This is a genomic window from Bartonella sp. LB28NMGDW (assembly GCF_042194435.1).
Taxonomy (GTDB): domain Bacteria; phylum Pseudomonadota; class Alphaproteobacteria; order Rhizobiales; family Rhizobiaceae; genus Bartonella; species Bartonella grahamii.
Window position 1 is genome coordinate 128,940 of record NZ_JBHIMX010000002.1, and the last position, 17,423, is coordinate 146,362.

Consider the following 17,423-nt stretch of genomic DNA (forward strand, 5'->3'; position numbering starts at 1 on the left):
AAACTTTGTAATAAATCTTGATAAAAAAAGCCTTTATGAAAATTTTCTCTCAAACAAAGGGATCTTAATAGATGTAGAAACATTATAAATTATGAAAGCAAAACAAGTTTTTACAGTAATGACAAAAGGTTTTTTATTTTACTACAATTTGTATCATATTTGTTTTGCAAAAAAAATATGAACTCCCATATAAATAAGTGTGGGTAATTTGCTACCATGGCAATAGAAAGGTCTAAGAAACCATGAAAGATACACCAACAATCACGCAAACGATTGTACTTGTTGATGATGATCGCAATATTTTAACGTCTTTATCTTTTGCGCTTGAGACAGAAGGATATCGGGTTGAAAGCTATACAGATGGAGCATCTGCACTTAAGGGTCTCACACTTCACCCTCCACACTTAGCTATTTTTGATATTAAAATGCCCCGAATGGATGGGATGGAACTCTTACGTCGTTTGCGTCAAAAATCCGATCTTCCAGTTATTTTTCTTACCTCTAAAGATGATGAAATTGATGAATTATTTGGTCTCAAAATGGGAGCTGATGATTTTATTACTAAACCTTTCTCCCAACGTCTTCTTATTGAACGCGTGAAAGCTATTTTGCGCCGTTCTAATGCACGTAATCAACCGCTTTCTACAGGAACTTCTTCCACCTCTTCTCTCAAACGTGGAGATCTTGTGATGGATCAAGAACGCCACACCTGTACATGGAAAGATAAACCTGTTATTTTAACCGTTACGGAATTTTTGATTCTACAGACCTTAGCACAAAGACCAGGAGTTGTAAAAAGTCGTGATGCTTTAATGGATGCTGCCTATAGTGATCAAGTCTACGTAGATGATCGCACCATTGATAGTCACATTAAACGTCTGCGTAAAAAGTTTAAACAAGTGGATGATGATTTTGCAATGATTGAAACACTTTATGGTGTAGGTTATCGTTTCCACGAGGTATAAAACTACTTTGTCGCAAAAATTTGAACGGCAATCAAATCGATGACAAACAATTCTCAACTGGAAACTTTACAAAAAGCAACCGTTAATGGTACATCCTCAACGCCATTTCTTATGTTTGCTCGTTTACATCTTCGAATACAACGTCTCTTTAGACAATTGCTTTTTTCCAGCCTCACACGTCGCATTGTTATATTAAACATTGCTGCCCTTGCCGTTTTAGTTACAGGCATTCTATACCTTAACCAATTTCGCGATGGTTTAATTGAAGCAAAAATTAAAAGTTTATGTACCCAAGGAAAAATTATTGCTGGGGCTATTGCTGCTTCTGCAACAGTAGATACAAATTCTATCCTCATTGACCCCCAAAAACTCCTAGAGTTACAGACTGGTGAAAGCGTTACACCAGCCCCTCAATCAACCGATTCTTGGGATTTTCCTATTAACCCTGAGCAAGTTGCCCCTCTTTTACGGCGTCTCATCACACCTAAAACGACAAGAGCACGTATCTATGATCGTGATGCTACTCTCCTTCTTGATTCGCGCGTTCTTTATTCTAGTGGAGAAGTTTTTAGTTATGATTTACCCCCACTTAAAACAGAACAAAACATGTGGGATCGCCTTACTTCATGGTATTCAAACGCATTTTATGGCAAAGGTATTGCTCTTGACAGAGAACAAACAAAAAACCGTGGTATTGCTTATCCAGAAGTGTACCGCGCATTAAACGGCTCTCTTGCTACGGCTAAAAGACGCAACAGACAAGGTCAATTAATTGTCTCTGTTGCCGTTCCTGTGCAACGCTATCGCGCAGTGGTTGGAGCTCTTCTTCTTTCAACCACTGGTTCTGATATTGATAACATTGTAAAAGGCGAAAGACTGGTTATCTTCAAAGTTTTTGCCGTTGTAGGTAGCGTACTTTTAGTTCTTTCTCTCTTTTTGGCCCATACGATTGCCCATCCATTAAGTAAATTATCTGCCTCGGCTAATCGAGTACGTAATGGCAATAATCAGCGTGTAGAAATTCCTGATTTTTCAATGCGTGAAGATGAAATTGGTCACCTTTCAACTTCTATTCGTGATATGACCAATGCCCTTTATATGCGTATTGAAGCCATTGAACGCTTTGCTGCTGATGTAAGCCACGAATTAAAAAATCCTCTCACTTCTCTACGCAGTGCTGTTGAAACGCTCCCTCTGGCTAAAAATGAAGAAGCACAAGAGAAATTGCTTGAAATTATTCAACATGATGTGCGCCGTCTTGATCGGTTGATTACAGATATTTCTGATGCATCGCGGCTCGATGCAGAGCTTGCACGAGAAACCGCAGAGATTGTTGATATGACACCGCTTTTGGAAAGTCTTGTTCATGCTGTTCAGGAAGTGTATCGTAATACGCAAACCATTGATATAAGCCTTAATATTGTCCCGCGTCCTCATGGAAAAGCCTATCTTGTATTGGGACATGAACTCCGTTTAGGGCAAGTGATTTCAAACCTTCTTGAAAATGCACGTTCTTTTATTCCTCGGAATCGTGGCAGAATTTGCATTACTATGAAAAGTCATGCTTCAACCCTTATTTTAACCATTGAAGATAATGGCCCAGGTATTCGTTCAGAAAATATTGAACGCATTTTTGAGCGTTTTTATACAGATCGACCAAACGAAGATGCTTTTGGACAAAACTCTGGACTTGGCCTTTCTATTAGTCGGCAAATTATCGAGGCTCATAATGGGACAATTACAGCCGAAAATATTATTGATCCTACACTTGGGAAGTGTAAAACTGGTGCACGTTTTATTATTATGCTTCCCCTCGCTAAATAAATCTTTTATCCAAAGTAAAAGACATGAAAACAAAATGTGAAATACTCCACGCAAATTGCCTTCAATTAGGCGGCAAGGGGCTGTTAATTATAGGTCCATCGGGATCAGGAAAATCAACCCTTACCCTTTCTTTGCTCGACCGTGCTGAGTGGTCAAAACGTGAAGCGAAGCTTATCAGTGATGATTATACAATGTTGCGTGCGGAAAATGGAAAGCTCCACGGATACACTCCTGATAATTTAGAGGGCGGTATCGAGATTCGTGGCGTTGGTCTTTATATGATAGAATTTGAAAAGCATACAACTATCGATTGTGTTATTTTTCTCGGTCCGAAATATGAACGTTTTTCCACAAATAAAACTTTTCAGTTTGAAGATTTGCACATTCCTCTTTTAAAACTTCCCTCTCTTCGTGAAGCCGATTGTACAGCCATTTGTCAAGCTATTGAAGCATTTTTGTTTAGAAAAATATGGCAAAAATCTGTCTAATTTTTTTCTAAAGATAAAAAAATCACAATTTTTGCCTTTTTTTTGCAAATTTTTCTTGGCAGCAAGACAAAGCCTTGTAAAATGTGTTTCCCACCAATATGGTCGGATCTTATTAGTTAACAGGAGTTTGCGTAAATGATTGGACTCGTGCTTGTAACGCACGGTGAGCTGGCTGTCGAATTTTTACATGCCGTGGAACATGTTGTTGGTGTACAAGAAAAGTTCGCAACAATATGCGTTTATCCCGATGACGATATAGATCAGCGCCGAGGTGATGTTATAGCCGCAGTAACCGATACAGATACGGATCATGGCGTAATCATATTAACAGATGTGTTCGGTGGAACACCATCGAATATAGCTATCCCTGCTATTGAAAAAGGACGCGTTGAAATGATTGCGGGTGTTAATTTGCCCATGCTTATTAAACTGATTTCTATTCGCAAATGTCCTGATATTTCATTATCAGACGCGTTAAGAATAGCACAAGAAGCAGGGCGTAAATATATTAATGTACCAAGTATGATTTTATAGTGGATAATAAAATACCAATGTTTTCCAAAGATACCCTCCCATGTATAAGTCGTCATTTCAATATCTGTAATAAACGTGGCTTGCATGCACGTGCTTCTGCAAAATTTGTACAAACTGTTGACAATTTTAATGTTACTGTTGAAGTTGAAAAGGATGGAAAAATCGTTGGTGGATCATCAATTATGGGACTTATGATGCTAGCGGCTTCATCCGGTTGCAACCTCACCATTCGTGTTTCAGGACCAGAAGCAACAGATGCTCTTAATGCTCTTGAAAAGCTTATCAATAACAACTTTGGAGAGGAAAACTAGCGCTTTCTCACCATAAATAAGGATGATGATTCTTAGAAAATAGGAACTTTCCATCATTGTTTTGAATTTTAATTTCTCTTCCCGCTTTTATACCAATATTCATATCCATTATGGATTGGCATAATTATCATAAATGTAAAAGCTTATAGTAATTTTATTATACTGGAGTTTTTCCCTCCTTTCCTAACATTATTTGATCAATTTGAATAGTTTTGCGTATTACGGCTATTACCCGACTTAACCGTATAATTAAATCTTTACAGAAAAAGAGAACTCTTCACCTTGTATTAGAATATGCTTTATTTTAGGCTAAAGATAGATGTCAAAATAATTTCGCACATCAAAAATCTATCAACTTTTCTTATTTTCTGCTCACTTTGTAGTCTTTATAATACATAAGTAATCTTCTATTGCACATCATTGTGATACAGCTCATGAAAACGCAATTCTTATCGATATCATAACCATTTTTTAAAACGAATAAGCTTTGTACGCTCATAATTATAGTAAGCATTTTTTAGACATTCTTTTTCAATACTATTGCCTTATTTTCTATGGTACATGCCTCGCCCTTATTATCTATATTGTGCTTGGAATAGCATCTTTCATTATAAGGAGATAATATTATGGGTCGTCTATTTAGTGCCCTTCAGATTCCTCAACAAACAACACAACAACTTGTATCGTTGCAAAATGGCTTACCAAAAGCGCAATGGATCAACCCGCAAAATTTTCACGTCACCTTATCTTTTTTCGGTGAAGTTGAAAGTGCTACCGCAGATGCACTTATGCACGCCTTTGATACAATAAAGCTCTCTCCTTTTATGCTACAAATAGATGGTTTTGAAGTTTTTGGTTCAGAAAATGCTCCCCATTCTCTTGTAGTTCGCATTGAACCTTGTGAAAAGCTTAATCTTTTACATGAAAAGATGCAATATATCCGGAATAAATTAGAGTTAAAGCCTGATGAAAGACAATTTATTCCGCATATTACTCTTGCACGAATATTTGATATCAATCTTGAAGATCTTTCTTCTTATCTATCTTTTCAAGATGATTTTTTTATCCCTCCTTTTGAGGTTGATCATTTTGTTTTATTTTCATCGTCATCTCCCTCAAGCGAGTCCGTGTATCTTGTAAAAGGAAGTTGGGCGCTTCAAAGATAAAAGGGTGTTTATAACACCCTTTAAAAACTCTTTGAGAAAAGACCTCATATATGTGTAATTGCAGGGAATACTGCATTTTATGTTGGAGATTTATTATTGATGTGTTTTAAGCAGAATCAGCTTCACCAGAAGCTTCTTTTGCTCCTCCTTTGGCTACACCCACTATAGCTGGACGTAACACCCTTTCCCCGATAATATAACCTGCCTGAACAACTTGTTGAACAGTGTTATCTGGAACATCGGCATTAGGAATTTCAAACATCGCTTGATGAAAATGAGGATCAAATTTTTGTCCCTCTGGATGAATTTTTTGCACCCCATGACGTTCTAATGCTGCCATCATGGCACGTTCAGTCATTTCAACGCCTTCTGCCAATGATTTCAAACCAGCATCACTTTCCCGCGCCCCTTCTGGAATGGCTTCCAAAGCACGATTGAGATTGTCAGAAACCGATAACATATCCCGTGCAAAATTAGCAATGGAATAAGCCTTTGCATCCGCCACATCTCGCATAGTACGGCGTCGAAGATTTTCCATATCTGCAACAAGACGTAAAAGCTGATCTTTCAGTTCTTTATTTTCATCCTGCAAAGACGCTAAAAGATCACTAACCTCATTGCTTTCTTTTTCAACGTTTTCGTGTTCCTCTGTTTTATGTGTTTTTAAAAATTCATCGGCTGCCTGTTTAAGTGTATTACGATCAGCTGGATTTTTTAAATCACAATTTTCAAATGAAGCGTCAGTAAATTTGTTTTTTTCATCAGACATAAAAATTTTATTCCTTCATAAGATTCGTTATTCTCGATATCGAAATTCTACAGACAAAAATCAAGGGGTATCGATGTATATAATACAATGAGCTTCTATAGTACAAATACTTACCTGCATCGTTTTAACGCAATAACTGTGACACAAGTTGAGCTGTATAATCAACCATGGGCACAATCCTTGCATAATTAAGCCGTGTAGGACCAATAACGCCCAAAGCACCAATGACTCTTTGTTGTGAATCACGATAAGGTGCTACAACTAAAGAAGAACCAGAAAGTGAAAATAACTTATTTTCTGAACCAATAAAAATTCGAACCCCAGAACCTTCATCCGTTAAATCGAGAAGCTGTGCCATACTCTCACGCGTTTCAAGATCATCAAACAAATGGCGTAACCGTTCTAAATCTTCTTCTGCTTTCACATCTTCAAGTAAATTGCTACGCCCGCGAACAATGAGGTGTATTTTATGATCAGCACCTTCTCCTCCCCAAAGAGCTAATCCCGTTTCAACAAGATGATGCGATAAGTCATCAAGTGCAGCCCGTGTTTCTGCGCATAAGCGGGCAATTTCCCCTTTAGCTTCACTCAATGTACGCCCTTGGATATGAGCATTGAGAAAATTCGTTGCTTCCGTCAATTGTGCATGGGTAACCCCTTCTGGCAAATGAACAATACGATTTTCAACTTCACCTTGTTGAGTCACCAAAACGGCAAGAGCGTGCTCCCTATCAAGACGCACAAATTCAATATGTTTCAATGTTCCTTCTTGTTTTGTTGCTAAAACAAGCCCTGCCCCACGTGAAAGATCTGAAAGAACTCGGCTTGCTTGAACAAGAAAATGTTCAACCGATTGTGCATGACCAGCCTCTTTGACTTGCATTTCAATATTTTCTCGCTCTTCGTTTGGCAAATCACCCGCTTCCATAAATGCATCTACAAAAAAGCGTAAACCTGATTGTGTCGGCATTCGACCCGCAGAAACATGTGGTGCATAAATCAAACCGAGATGTTCAAGATCACTCATCACATTGCGAATCGTCGCAGGCGATAATGTCTGTCGTAAAAGCCGCGAAAGATTGCGTGACCCTACAGGTTCACCATCATTAAGATAAGCTTCAACAATATGGCGAAAAATATCACGTGAACGTTCATCAAGATATTTTAGTTCATTATCAATAGTTTTGTGCTTCATCACAATTGTTTCACTACTTTTAAAATCCTCATCTCTTATATAAGTTTTGCCAAGGTTTGGTCAAATAGTCTAAAGTAGTATAAAAACATATTATCCTATTGACCCGTAAAATGCTAGCTTCAGAGTGATGATTGATAAATTACGCAGGAGGTATTTTTTGTTAGAGTGTGTGAGAAATATTTAAGATTAAGAGTTGATCTGTAAAGTGGTCTGCTGTAGGAACTTGCCAAGATAATTTGACCAAGAGAATCTGGATTGTTCAAAAACCGCTGTAAATAGAAAATTTCACCCTTTAGAGCAAACAAGAAATTGGAAATTTACCATAAAAATGCTATCATAAGAAAAAGACATGTCTTTCATATCTTTGCAAGGTTATCTTCATACAAGATAAAAAATTTTATTGGAATAAAATATCATAAAACGTGTAAAATAATCATATTATGTAAAATCAAGCAGAATGTGTGTGTATGAGCATTTAAGCCGGTTTTTAGCACAAAAACAATTCCCCTTTCATTTTTGGAGAAATCTATATGAGAAGCATAGCAGATAAAAAACTTGTCATTGCTACACATAACACCGGCAAATTGCATGAAATCACTACTTTAACTAAGCCTTTCGGTTTAATAATACAATCGGCAAAAGAACTGGGCTTGCCAGAACCAAAAGAAACGGGAAAAACATTTGAAGAAAACGCTTATATTAAAGCTTTTTCAGCAGCAAAAAAGACAGGACTTCCTGCCCTCTCTGATGATTCAGGCTTAGAGGTAGATGCATTAGAGGGTGCACCAGGCGTTTATACCGCTGATTGGGCAATTCAAGCTGATGGTACACGTAATTTTCCCAAAGCTATGGAAAAAATAGAAAATGAACTCCAAAAAGTTGGAGCGCGAGAAAAAAGCCAACGAAAATGCCGTTTTATATCCGTCATTTGCATTGCATGGCCTGATGCTCATGCAGATTACTTCCGCGGATGCGTTGAAGGAACGTTCATTTGGCCTCCACGGGGAGACAAAGGCTTTGGTTTTGATCCTATTTTTTTACCAGATGGATATGAAAATACCTTTGGAGAAATGTCAACAGAGCAAAAACACAACTGGAAACGTAATGATATTCCGCCTCTTTCACATCGCGCACGTGCTTTCAAACTTTTGGCAGAAAACCTTTTAGCATTCTCATGAATGAACCTTTTGGCATTTACATTCATTGGCCCTTTTGTGCAGCTAAATGTCCTTATTGTGACTTTAATTCGCATGTTCGCATCCATGGTGTTGATCAACCACGTTTTGTCACCGCCTTTAAGCGCGAAATAGAAACGCAATATCACAAAATAGGCCCACGCCATATTACAAGTATTTTTATTGGTGGAGGAACTCCTTCTCTTATGGAGCCGCAAACTGTCGATGCCCTATTGCAAGCACTTGCAAAAAAATGGGTAGTTGATGATAAAGTTGAAATTACATTAGAAGCTAATCCATCCAGTGTGGAGGCAGAACGCTTTCGTGGATACCGTGCGGCAGGTGTTAATCGCTTATCTCTAGGGATACAAGCGCTCAATGATAAAGCATTGCGCAAACTTGGTCGACTCCATAATGTGGAACAAGCTCTTTGTGCCATTGATTTAGCACGGCAAATTTTTCCACGTTTATCCTTTGATCTCATTTATGCCCGCCCCGAACAAACCCTTGAACAATGGAAATCTGAACTTGTACAAGCAATTGATTTGGCAGCGGACCATCTTTCTCTTTATCAATTGACAATCGAAGAAGGAACTGCCTTTAAACGGCTTCATGATGCAGGAAGACTTATCCTTCCCCCATCAGAGCTAGCAGCAGATCTGTATAATCTTACCCAAGAAATAACAGCATTGCATGGTCTTCCTGCCTATGAAATCTCAAACCACGCAATACCCGGTGCTGAATCAGCACACAATCTTCTTTACTGGCGTTATCACCAATATGCAGGCTTTGGTCCAGGAGCACATGGACGTTTCATTGAGCACGCACCGAATCATTCCTCTGCCTGTTCAAAAACATTGTCATCACACCTTGAAAACCGCGAACGTTATGTCACAATAAATGAAAAGCATCCTGAACAGTGGCTTAATTTGGTAGAAACAACAGGACATGGCTGTATTGAAACGGAACATTTAACCACTGAACAACAGGCAAATGAAATGCTCCTTATGGGATTACGCCTTAGCGAAGGCTTAGAACTTATACGCTATGAAACCTTAAGCCCTAAACGCATCCCAATGGAAAAACTGATCGATTTACAACACCAAGAATTGATAGAAATGGTGGATAACCAACGCTTAAAAGCGACAACCAAAGGACGTATTGTTCTTGATCACATCATCAGCCAACTCGCAAACTAAAGTTTTTATAACAACATACTTATTTTAATCATAATCATCATTTTTCACAGAAAAGGCGAGATTAGAGTATCGTGAGATACTCTCATTTCAAAACTATTTACAGTAAATTAGTTACCACCATTTGCTTACACCTTAAAAGTAGAGAAACGTATGGATAAAAAAGCTATAAAAAGAAGTAAAAATAACTCTTATGAACACCCTTAAGTGCTAAAAGCTATCGCAATATTTTGAGCTAGAAAGTGTGTGGTGGTCTAACTTTTTTTTCATAAACGTAAAGATGGTGGGCACTGTAGACTTTATACACTTCACGGAAAATTTTATATTACACTATTCACAAACACCGTAATGGCACGAATGTGACAAATATTGAGAAAATTTCTTTAAAACAAGTATGTGAATGCATAATACGATAATGTATTGTTTTTTATGAAATCGTGGCACCATTTAAAGAACCAGAGAAATGAGCATGAAACCATGTATCAATCTCTAATTATTTAAAAAGGTATTACTCTAGATAATTTTGAAAACCGTAAAACCGAATAAAAAAGGAGAGTAAAAAAGCACACTGATTTTCACCTTTATACCTTTATATTTTCCCTCAATCAGGTTGTGGTTGTATGTCTGTTTCAGAGATTACAAAAAAATAGATATACACAATACTTTTATCCTATTCTGGTATATAAAAGCTGTTGTCGCAAAAAAATACTGAACCAATATTTATTTGAGATACGCGGCTGTATGATTGGTATTGATCTATAAGTCACAGCAAAATCATGAGTTTTATTAAAACAAATAATGCACTCAAATGGCAAATATATCAGATATGAATCGAGATTATTTTGTTAGCGAGCGAAACGACATTAATCCCATATGATTTTATTTGTATGCATACATGCTTATGAGTGTCTGTACGCGTCCTTTAAGGTTATTTTATTAAAAAATTGAGAAAAATACTAGGCTAAAGAAGTCAACGTGATGCTACAAAAGAATTTCTGTGTATCTTTATCATAACCAATATTAAAGCTGATTAAATGAGCTCACCTTCTATCTCGTAATGATTTTGCAACAGAAGTTCTTGGGAACAAAAAGGCAGGGCAAAATATATGAAGTCAAACAAACTTAAAACGCGTTTCCTATGGACTTTACTCTAAGAGAGGCTAATTGAAATAAGAGGTACCTTTTATGAGAGTGCAGAAACCATATTAAGACACGAGCTATGAATGAGCGCATTTATGTTGTATGAATTTTTTACAATAGCAGCATGTTTTTGTGTGTCTTTATGGCTTCAACCGGTCATCACACAATTATGATATAATATTCATTGTTTTCCATTATGATTGCGTATTAACTTCCTTTCCAAACTTTAAAAAACAAATATTTTTAATCCAATATAGTCTGTAAACAGTTCTGCTTCTTAAAGCAGCTCCCTCTTGGCTTTCAAATTATGTAATTCACTTAACTAAAGACGCTACAGGCAAGAAGCCCAATTTAAGAAGATTCACCACTTACTCTAAAACCACTTAATATATTAAGTCTTACGAGTCTCATATCACCACACCTCAAATGGCAATATCTTATGGAACAACAAGATAAAGGTATTTTTGAACCAGCAATCATTTCTTCATGCAAAAAAATCAACAATAAAACGCTCATAAATAGTAGTAAGAGCTTCCACCGCATCAAGGGCTACACACTCATCTACCATATGCATCGTTTGCCCTGGTAAGCCAAATTCAACCACTGGGCAATAATCCTTAATAAATCGCGCATCCGAACTCCCACCTGAAGTGGAGCATTCTGGTATATTCCCTGTTACACTTTTAATAGCATTGGATAAAGTTTGAATGAGTTTATCATTTTTGGTCAAAAAAACATCCCCTAAACTTGGAATCCATTCAAGCTGATAAGAGGGATATTGATCACTATTGTTTTTTGATTGCACCAAAGCAAGACGCTTTTCAATTTCTTCCACCAGTGTTTCTTTTGTCCAAAGATCATTGTAGCGTATATTAAAACGAACTGTTGTCTGCGCTGGGATAATATTGACTGTTGAATTACCGGTATCGATGCTTGTTAGCTCCAAATTACTGGGTTGAAAATTCTCTGTCCCTTTATCTAAAGCAGTTTGTGTCAATGCCTGAATAAGCTTATTTGCCAAAGGCAAGGGATTAGCAGCCCGCTCTGGAAAAGCAACATGACCTTGGCGACCTTTCACGGTAATGATACCAGAAATCGATCCGCGGCGACCAATTTTGATGACATCCCCAACAGTCTTTACACTTGTTGGTTCTCCCACAAGAGCCGCAGTCCATTTTTCGCCCTTTTTTTCCGCCCATTTGAGAAGTTTTATAGTACCATTAACAGCAGGTCCCTCTTCATCACCGGTAATCAAAAAACTTACCATTCCTTTAATGGTACGTTTCTCAAGAACTCGCGCTAGCGCCGCAATAAAACAAGCGATTCCGCCCTTCATATCAACAGCACCCCGCCCATATAATTTTCCCTGATCTATGACAGCTTCAAAAGGTGAATAGGTCCATTCATCCAATGCACCTGGTGGTACAACATCTGTATGACCCGCAAACATAAGATGGGGTCCTTCGTTTCCCATTTTGGCATAAAGATTTTCAACATTATCTGTATTTTTATCCGTAAAAATAGGGCGCTCGACATGAAATCCCATTTTTTTCAAAAATTGTTCCAAAGTTGATAAAGCCCCTGCTTCATGAGGTGTAACAGAAGGACAACGGATAAGTCTCTGTAATAGCTGAAGCGGATCTGTAAGAACAGGCATAAGGTCCCTTCCCATTTTTTATAAGTCATAGCAACTTAAGGTTATTACGCTGAATTACAAAAAAGATAAAGCAAAAACATTGAAGACACTCAGCAAACCAAGCAGGGGAAAACAATCGTGCTGAGAGCTTCAATGGCTTCCTCATTATGCATGAGCAAGTACACACACAACAAAACACTCAACAAAAAGTTCCGTTAAATATTGCCTTCATTTGAAAGTTTTTGACGCCTCTAAATTATATGAATCAAAATTAATTGCTTGCAATCTATGAGCATTTTCCTTCAACCAAGCACGATACGTTTTACTATCAGGACATAGTTCTTCACAAAGAGCCCAAAATCTTGGACCGTGATTCATTTCAACAAGATGAGCAACCTCATGAGCAACAACATATTCCACAACTTCTTTTGGTGCCATAACAAGGCGCCAAGAAAAAGAAAGACGCTTATCTATTGAACAAGACCCCCAACGACTTCTCGTATCTTTATAACAAATTGATTTGACTTTACGCTCTACTTTATGGGCATAATGTGCCACCAAAGGTGTTATAATACGTGCTGCTTGTTTTTTCAAAACGTCAGCAATGCGTCTTGGAAGGTATTCTAATTGACCATAAACGATAATTTGAGGTTCTTGTTCTGCATCTCCTGCAATAATTTCCGTTACCCCACGTCCTTCTCTATGCTTTATGGAATGGCAAACACCCAACAAAGGAATCGTTGCCCCCTCTTTGAGATAAGCATTTTCATGAGAGATTTGTACACGAGCAAGACGCGCCTCAATCCAAGACCGATGCTTTTCAATAAAACTTTGAATCGTACAGAGACTTATCGCTGGTGGTGTTGTTACACAAATCCTCTGTCCGCTCGCATCAATACGTAAGGTAAGACGGCGCGCGCACTTATTTTCCCGCACCTGTACAGGTACAGAGCGATCAGAAAAAATAAAATGCTGTTTAGAAATGCTCATACATTATATCTTCATCATCAATGAATTTGCCCCCTTCTCCCGCATTAATCCGGTCAATCAATGACCTCAATACCGTTTCGAGGCAATCCAAATCTTGCGGACGAGAAAAGCGATGATCAGCATCACGAACGAGTGTCAATGTTACATCATGGAGAGGCAAATGATCAAGTAAAGTCATAGTATGCTGATAGGGTATCTCCACATCTTCCATCCCTTGTAGAATATGGATTGGACATCCAACATCTATACATCCCTTCATGACGCAGTTGTCTCTGCCATCTTCAATAAATACTTTTGTAAAGGGAACCGGCTCCGTATAACTAATCGCAGATCGTTCAATATGCTCTGTTTCTTCTAAAATTTTCCACCCCTTTCGACCCAACCCTGATTCTATCAATGTTTGTGTAAAATCAGGAGCTGGCGCAATCAAGATCATGCCAGCAAGCTTCTTATTTTTCTGTGCTAACATCATAGCAAGCTTGAGCGCAATCCACCCGCCCATAGAGGTGCCAATCAAAATTTGTGGACCCTCACAATAAGTTTCAAAAACCGCTAAACTTTCTTTAACCCAGCGTGAAATCGTTCCTTGAAAAAAATCACCACCTGATTCTCCATGTCCAGAGTAATCAAAACGTAAACAAGACAAATCATTCTTCTGAGCAAAACTATCAACCAACATCGCCTTATCCCCTGACATATCGGATAGATAGCCATGAAGCCAAACCAAACCTGGAGATTGGCGCCCCTTGCGATAGCGTACTGCAAGTGCGGTGTTCTCAAACGAAAAAAACTGACAAGGAATATTTTGATCCATAATTCTTTATCCTCCATAAAACGATTTCTTTAAATTAAAAGAAAAACTTTTATAATCTAAATCATTTCAAAAAGTAATAAATCAAATAATGAAAAAGGCGCGAATTATAGTTGTTTTTAGGCGCATAATTGTATATTAAATTAACTGTAGTTGAATCAAAATTAAGGAGCATAAACCATTCGTAAACCGTTTAAAATGACACCTACCCAAAAAGACGGACCACGTTCAAATCAGGATATCCGAGTACCTCATGTTCAGCTTATCAATGATGAGGGGCAACATCAGGGAGTTGTTGCGATACAAGAAGCTCTTGCTATGGCTGCAGATGCGGGGCTTGATTTGGTTGAAATTGTACCAAATGCGGAGCCACCCGTATGTAAAATCATCGATTTGGGCAAATTAAAATATCAAACCCAAAAAAAAGCTGCTGAAACACGTAAGAAGCAAAAAGTCATCGAAATCAAAGAGATTAAGATGCGCCCAAATGTTGATGTCCATGATTATGGAGTCAAACTCAAGGCTGTTCATCGCTTTATTGATCATGGTGATAAAGTAAAGATTACTTTGCGTTTTCGTGGTCGTGAGATGGCTCACCAAGATCTTGGATTAAAGCTTCTTCAGCGTGTGAAAGAAGATACAAGTGAAATTGCCAAAATTGAATTGGAGCCAAAGCTTGAAGGCCGGCAAATGATGATGGTGATAGCACCTAAATAGTTTTGCATTGGAATAATATTTGCATGCAACTCATCAGCGTGCAACTCATCAAAATGATGCGTATGGTATTATTTAGAAGCACCACATAGAGTTTTTGTGGTGCTTCTAAGGTTTTATAAATGTGTATAAATCCTTTTAAGAGTTTAATAATGCTTTATCGATTTATAAGAAGAATTCGTTATTTTGCATATTAAATGAAAAAGCTCAAACATCGTAAGGTGTTCTTATTTCAAGCTCTCTTATCATGTAATGCGGCAAAAATTTTTGCTTACACATCACAAACGGAAATGATACATAAAAATTATTAAAAAGCGAAATATTTTTTGTGAGCTATTTCAAGTGCCAAAGGCTATCACAATATGGAAATTGGTAAATACAATGGTGAAACTCGCCGTTACCTTTTATTGAAAATTAAAAATAATGATGAACAACAAATTTTCGTTATACCTTTCACAGAAACTTTGCACTACATTTTTCACTCTCACCGTCGTGAAATTGATATGATGAACCTTGAAAGAAAAGGCTATTTTTGTAAAAAAGATTAAGGGGCTTTTTAATTAAGAATGTTTCAATCTTGCATAAAATAATGAGAGAATATAGAAGCATTTCATGGCTAAAAAACAAATTTCCTCTTTTGATAAACATCTTATTATCCGCCTTTTGCGAGAAAATTTTCGTAAACATATGCGTTGGTACAGTGCTGCGATTTTCTCAATGATCATCATTTCTTGTACCACAGCAACCAGTGCATGGATTATGCGTGATGTTGTTAATCAGATTATTGATGCACAAAATTTTCCTATGATTGTTTTGATTTCTAGCTTCATTGCTTTTATCTTTATTCTCAAAGGAGTCGCAACTTTTTCCCAAACTTACTTTCTAAACAAAGCAGGCAATAGTATCATTGCGGAACAACAGCGTAAAATTTTTGCACGACTTATGGAACAAGGAGTCTCTTTTTATCATAATAACACTTCATCTGATCTTCTTGTTCGTGTAACTCATAATGCGACAGCTGTACGTAATATAATTGATACTATTATCACAACTTTTGTACGTGATTTGCTTTCCGTTAGTGGTCTGTTGCTTGTCATGTTCATTCAAAACTTTGTGTTAATCTCCATTACTTTAATCGTAGGACCACTAGCTTTTTTAGGCGTTCGAATGGCTTTAAAACGCGTTCGCCGCCTGATGGAAAAAGAGCTCCTTTCACTTGGTGAAATTATTAAAATCGTACAGGAAACGGCTGTTGGTATTCGAATCATCAAGGCCTTTTCACTAGAAGAGGTCATGAAAAAACGGATGGACAAAGCCATTTGTGATGTTGAAAAACAAACAAACAATATTGCCACACTCGAAGCTATTACCAATCCGATTATGGAAACACTCACGGGTGTTGCCATTGCAGGTATTATTTGTTTTTCCGGTTATCTTGCAACCCAACGCGCAGGTGTTCAAGGTGAATTTATGTCCTTTATTGTTGCTTTACTTTTAACTTATGAACCCGCAAAAAGACTAGCAAATGTACGTGTCAAAATTGAATCTGGCTTGGTCAATATCCGTACAATGTTTGAAATACTCGATTGTCCCCTTACAGTTATAGAACATAAAGAAGCTAAAGATCTGAGTAAAAAGCAGGGAACTATTCGTTTCGAACATGTTTCTTTTGCATACACTAATAACAAAATGATATTGAAAGATATCAACCTAGAAATAGAAGCCGGAAAAATGACAGCATTGGTGGGACCATCCGGTTCGGGAAAGTCAACCCTTATCAACCTTATTATGCGCCTCTATGACCCCACAAAAGGACGCATATTGATTAATGATCAAGATATTCGCTACACAACATTTCGCTCTCTGAGAAACCTGATGGCCTATGTAGGACAGGATACTTTTCTCTTTCAAGGAACTGTTAAATATAATATCGGACTTGGAAAAGAAGGGGCTAGTGATGACGAAATTATCGAAGCAGCAAAAGCAGCAAATGCTCATGACTTTATTATGAGTTTGCCAAATGGTTATGATACACAGATAGGTGATAATGGCTGTAACCTTTCAGGGGGGCAAAAACAACGGCTCGCTATCGCTAGAGCAATGATTCACGATAGCGAAATTCTGATTCTTGATGAAGCAACGAGTGCGCTTGATTCACACACCGAAGCACAAATTAATGAAGCCATTCACCACCTTACCAAAGGACGCACAACGATCATTATTGCTCATCGCCTTTCAACGATTGCTCGTGCTCATAAAATTGTGGTCATACAAAATGGACAACTGATTGAACAAGGTACTCAGAAAGAATTGCTAGCAAAAGAACATGGGTTTTATAAAAAAATTCATAATATCCAGTTCAAAGACATACCTCCTAATTTCTAGATCCTTAAATAAGATTTGAAATAAAAATGGATAGAAGGTAATGCTCCATTTATAAAAAAGGCTTGTTACCAAAAAAAGTATTACTTCAATCAAGAATTGGCAAAGAATTTATGGTTTATTGAAA

At 37.5% G+C, this 17,423-nt stretch carries 16 protein-coding genes; 11 read left to right on the plus strand and 5 right to left on the minus strand.

Going from position 1 to position 17,423, the window contains the following annotated elements; translation table 11 throughout:
* Positions 1-242 precede the first annotated feature (242 nt).
* The 6 genes from ACFIKG_RS01925 to thpR all read left to right on the plus strand — a co-directional run bounded on the left by ACFIKG_RS01925 (position 243) and on the right by thpR (position 5,288).
* Positions 243-965, plus strand: coding sequence for a response regulator transcription factor (locus tag ACFIKG_RS01925; protein ID WP_005774392.1), 723 nt, complete (start codon positions 243-245; stop codon positions 963-965).
* A gap of 39 nt (positions 966-1,004) precedes the next feature.
* A complete protein-coding gene (locus tag ACFIKG_RS01930) occupies positions 1,005-2,789 on the plus strand; it encodes a stimulus-sensing domain-containing protein (protein WP_375651649.1) in 1,785 nt (594 codons plus the stop codon).
* A gap of 23 nt (positions 2,790-2,812) precedes the next feature.
* The gene (locus ACFIKG_RS01935) at positions 2,813-3,277 is read left to right on the plus strand and encodes an HPr kinase/phosphatase C-terminal domain-containing protein (RefSeq protein ID WP_375648607.1); all 465 of its coding nucleotides are present in this window, start codon (positions 2,813-2,815) and stop codon (positions 3,275-3,277) included.
* A gap of 135 nt (positions 3,278-3,412) precedes the next feature.
* Complete coding sequence (locus ACFIKG_RS01940) at positions 3,413-3,811, plus strand: PTS sugar transporter subunit IIA (RefSeq protein WP_375626191.1); 399 nt, start codon at positions 3,413-3,415, stop codon at positions 3,809-3,811.
* Between the two features lie 17 nt (positions 3,812-3,828).
* Positions 3,829-4,122 carry an HPr family phosphocarrier protein gene (locus ACFIKG_RS01945; protein ID WP_012754483.1) on the plus strand — a complete coding sequence of 98 codons (294 nt, stop codon included), beginning with the start codon at positions 3,829-3,831 and terminating at the stop codon, positions 4,120-4,122.
* 626 nt (positions 4,123-4,748) lie between these two features.
* Positions 4,749-5,288: an RNA 2',3'-cyclic phosphodiesterase gene (gene thpR / locus ACFIKG_RS01950; protein ID WP_375626189.1), complete on the plus strand. Its 540-nt coding sequence runs from the start codon at positions 4,749-4,751 to the stop codon at positions 5,286-5,288.
* 106 nt (positions 5,289-5,394) lie between these two features.
* Here thpR and grpE read toward each other — a convergent pair whose 3' ends face one another.
* The gene (gene grpE / locus ACFIKG_RS01955) at positions 5,395-6,057 is read right to left on the minus strand and encodes a nucleotide exchange factor GrpE (protein ID WP_375625476.1); all 663 of its coding nucleotides are present in this window, start codon (positions 6,055-6,057) and stop codon (positions 5,395-5,397) included.
* Between the two features lie 124 nt (positions 6,058-6,181).
* Positions 6,182-7,252 carry a heat-inducible transcriptional repressor HrcA gene (hrcA, locus tag ACFIKG_RS01960; protein WP_273787508.1) on the minus strand — a complete coding sequence of 357 codons (1,071 nt, stop codon included), beginning with the start codon at positions 7,250-7,252 and terminating at the stop codon, positions 6,182-6,184.
* 530 nt (positions 7,253-7,782) lie between these two features.
* Between hrcA and rdgB the strand changes: the two genes are divergently transcribed.
* Both rdgB and hemW read left to right on the plus strand, forming a co-directional pair.
* Positions 7,783-8,430: an RdgB/HAM1 family non-canonical purine NTP pyrophosphatase gene (gene rdgB, locus ACFIKG_RS01965; protein WP_375625477.1), complete on the plus strand. Its 648-nt coding sequence runs from the start codon at positions 7,783-7,785 to the stop codon at positions 8,428-8,430.
* A complete protein-coding gene (gene hemW / locus ACFIKG_RS01970; protein WP_375651650.1) occupies positions 8,427-9,626 on the plus strand; it encodes a radical SAM family heme chaperone HemW in 1,200 nt (399 codons plus the stop codon). Before rdgB ends, hemW begins: the two co-directional genes overlap by 4 nt.
* Before the next feature lie 1,621 nt (positions 9,627-11,247).
* Here the strand turns inward: hemW and dapE are convergent.
* The 3 genes from dapE to ACFIKG_RS01985 form a co-directional block, all read right to left on the minus strand.
* Positions 11,248-12,420, minus strand: a complete 1,173-nt coding sequence (gene dapE / locus ACFIKG_RS01975) for a succinyl-diaminopimelate desuccinylase (protein ID WP_375651651.1) — start codon at positions 12,418-12,420, stop codon at positions 11,248-11,250.
* 207 nt (positions 12,421-12,627) lie between these two features.
* The gene (locus ACFIKG_RS01980) at positions 12,628-13,389 is read right to left on the minus strand and encodes a M48 family metallopeptidase (protein ID WP_375625480.1); all 762 of its coding nucleotides are present in this window, start codon (positions 13,387-13,389) and stop codon (positions 12,628-12,630) included.
* Complete coding sequence (locus tag ACFIKG_RS01985) at positions 13,376-14,203, minus strand: alpha/beta hydrolase (RefSeq protein WP_375651652.1); 828 nt, start codon at positions 14,201-14,203, stop codon at positions 13,376-13,378. Before ACFIKG_RS01985 ends, ACFIKG_RS01980 begins: the two co-directional genes overlap by 14 nt.
* A 195-nt stretch (positions 14,204-14,398) precedes the next feature.
* On the opposite strand from ACFIKG_RS01985, the gene infC reads away from it, so the two are divergent.
* The 3 genes from infC to ACFIKG_RS02000 all read left to right on the plus strand — a co-directional run bounded on the left by infC (position 14,399) and on the right by ACFIKG_RS02000 (position 17,299).
* Complete coding sequence (gene infC / locus ACFIKG_RS01990; protein ID WP_026500140.1) at positions 14,399-14,917, plus strand: translation initiation factor IF-3; 519 nt, start codon at positions 14,399-14,401, stop codon at positions 14,915-14,917.
* Positions 14,918-15,276: 359 nt separating this feature from the next.
* Entirely contained in the window at positions 15,277-15,462 is a 186-nt protein-coding gene (locus ACFIKG_RS01995; RefSeq protein WP_375649439.1) for a hypothetical protein, read from the plus strand.
* A 64-nt stretch (positions 15,463-15,526) separates the two neighbouring features.
* Positions 15,527-17,299: an ABC transporter ATP-binding protein gene (locus tag ACFIKG_RS02000; protein ID WP_375626179.1), complete on the plus strand. Its 1,773-nt coding sequence runs from the start codon at positions 15,527-15,529 to the stop codon at positions 17,297-17,299.
* The last annotated feature ends 124 nt before the right edge of the window (positions 17,300-17,423 follow it).

Excerpts from the sequence above, each read along its gene's own strand:
- ACFIKG_RS01925 (WP_005774392.1), top strand. The coding sequence starts at position 243 with ATGAAAGATACACCAACAATCACGCAAACGATTGTACTTGTTGATGAT.
- ACFIKG_RS01930 (WP_375651649.1), top strand. The coding sequence starts at position 1,005 with ATGACAAACAATTCTCAACTGGAAACTTTACAAAAAGCAACCGTTAAT.
- ACFIKG_RS01935 (WP_375648607.1), top strand. The coding sequence starts at position 2,813 with ATGAAAACAAAATGTGAAATACTCCACGCAAATTGCCTTCAATTAGGC.
- ACFIKG_RS01940 (WP_375626191.1), top strand. The coding sequence starts at position 3,413 with ATGATTGGACTCGTGCTTGTAACGCACGGTGAGCTGGCTGTCGAATTT.
- ACFIKG_RS01945 (WP_012754483.1), top strand. The coding sequence starts at position 3,829 with ATGTTTTCCAAAGATACCCTCCCATGTATAAGTCGTCATTTCAATATC.
- thpR (WP_375626189.1), top strand. The coding sequence starts at position 4,749 with ATGGGTCGTCTATTTAGTGCCCTTCAGATTCCTCAACAAACAACACAA.
- grpE (WP_375625476.1), bottom strand. The coding sequence starts at position 6,057 with ATGTCTGATGAAAAAAACAAATTTACTGACGCTTCATTTGAAAATTGT.
- hrcA (WP_273787508.1), bottom strand. The coding sequence starts at position 7,252 with ATGAAGCACAAAACTATTGATAATGAACTAAAATATCTTGATGAACGT.
- rdgB (WP_375625477.1), top strand. The coding sequence starts at position 7,783 with ATGAGAAGCATAGCAGATAAAAAACTTGTCATTGCTACACATAACACC.
- hemW (WP_375651650.1), top strand. The coding sequence starts at position 8,427 with ATGAATGAACCTTTTGGCATTTACATTCATTGGCCCTTTTGTGCAGCT.
- dapE (WP_375651651.1), bottom strand. The coding sequence starts at position 12,420 with ATGCCTGTTCTTACAGATCCGCTTCAGCTATTACAGAGACTTATCCGT.
- ACFIKG_RS01980 (WP_375625480.1), bottom strand. The coding sequence starts at position 13,389 with ATGAGCATTTCTAAACAGCATTTTATTTTTTCTGATCGCTCTGTACCT.
- ACFIKG_RS01985 (WP_375651652.1), bottom strand. The coding sequence starts at position 14,203 with ATGGATCAAAATATTCCTTGTCAGTTTTTTTCGTTTGAGAACACCGCA.
- infC (WP_026500140.1), top strand. The coding sequence starts at position 14,399 with ATGACACCTACCCAAAAAGACGGACCACGTTCAAATCAGGATATCCGA.
- ACFIKG_RS01995 (WP_375649439.1), top strand. The coding sequence starts at position 15,277 with ATGGAAATTGGTAAATACAATGGTGAAACTCGCCGTTACCTTTTATTG.
- ACFIKG_RS02000 (WP_375626179.1), top strand. The coding sequence starts at position 15,527 with ATGGCTAAAAAACAAATTTCCTCTTTTGATAAACATCTTATTATCCGC.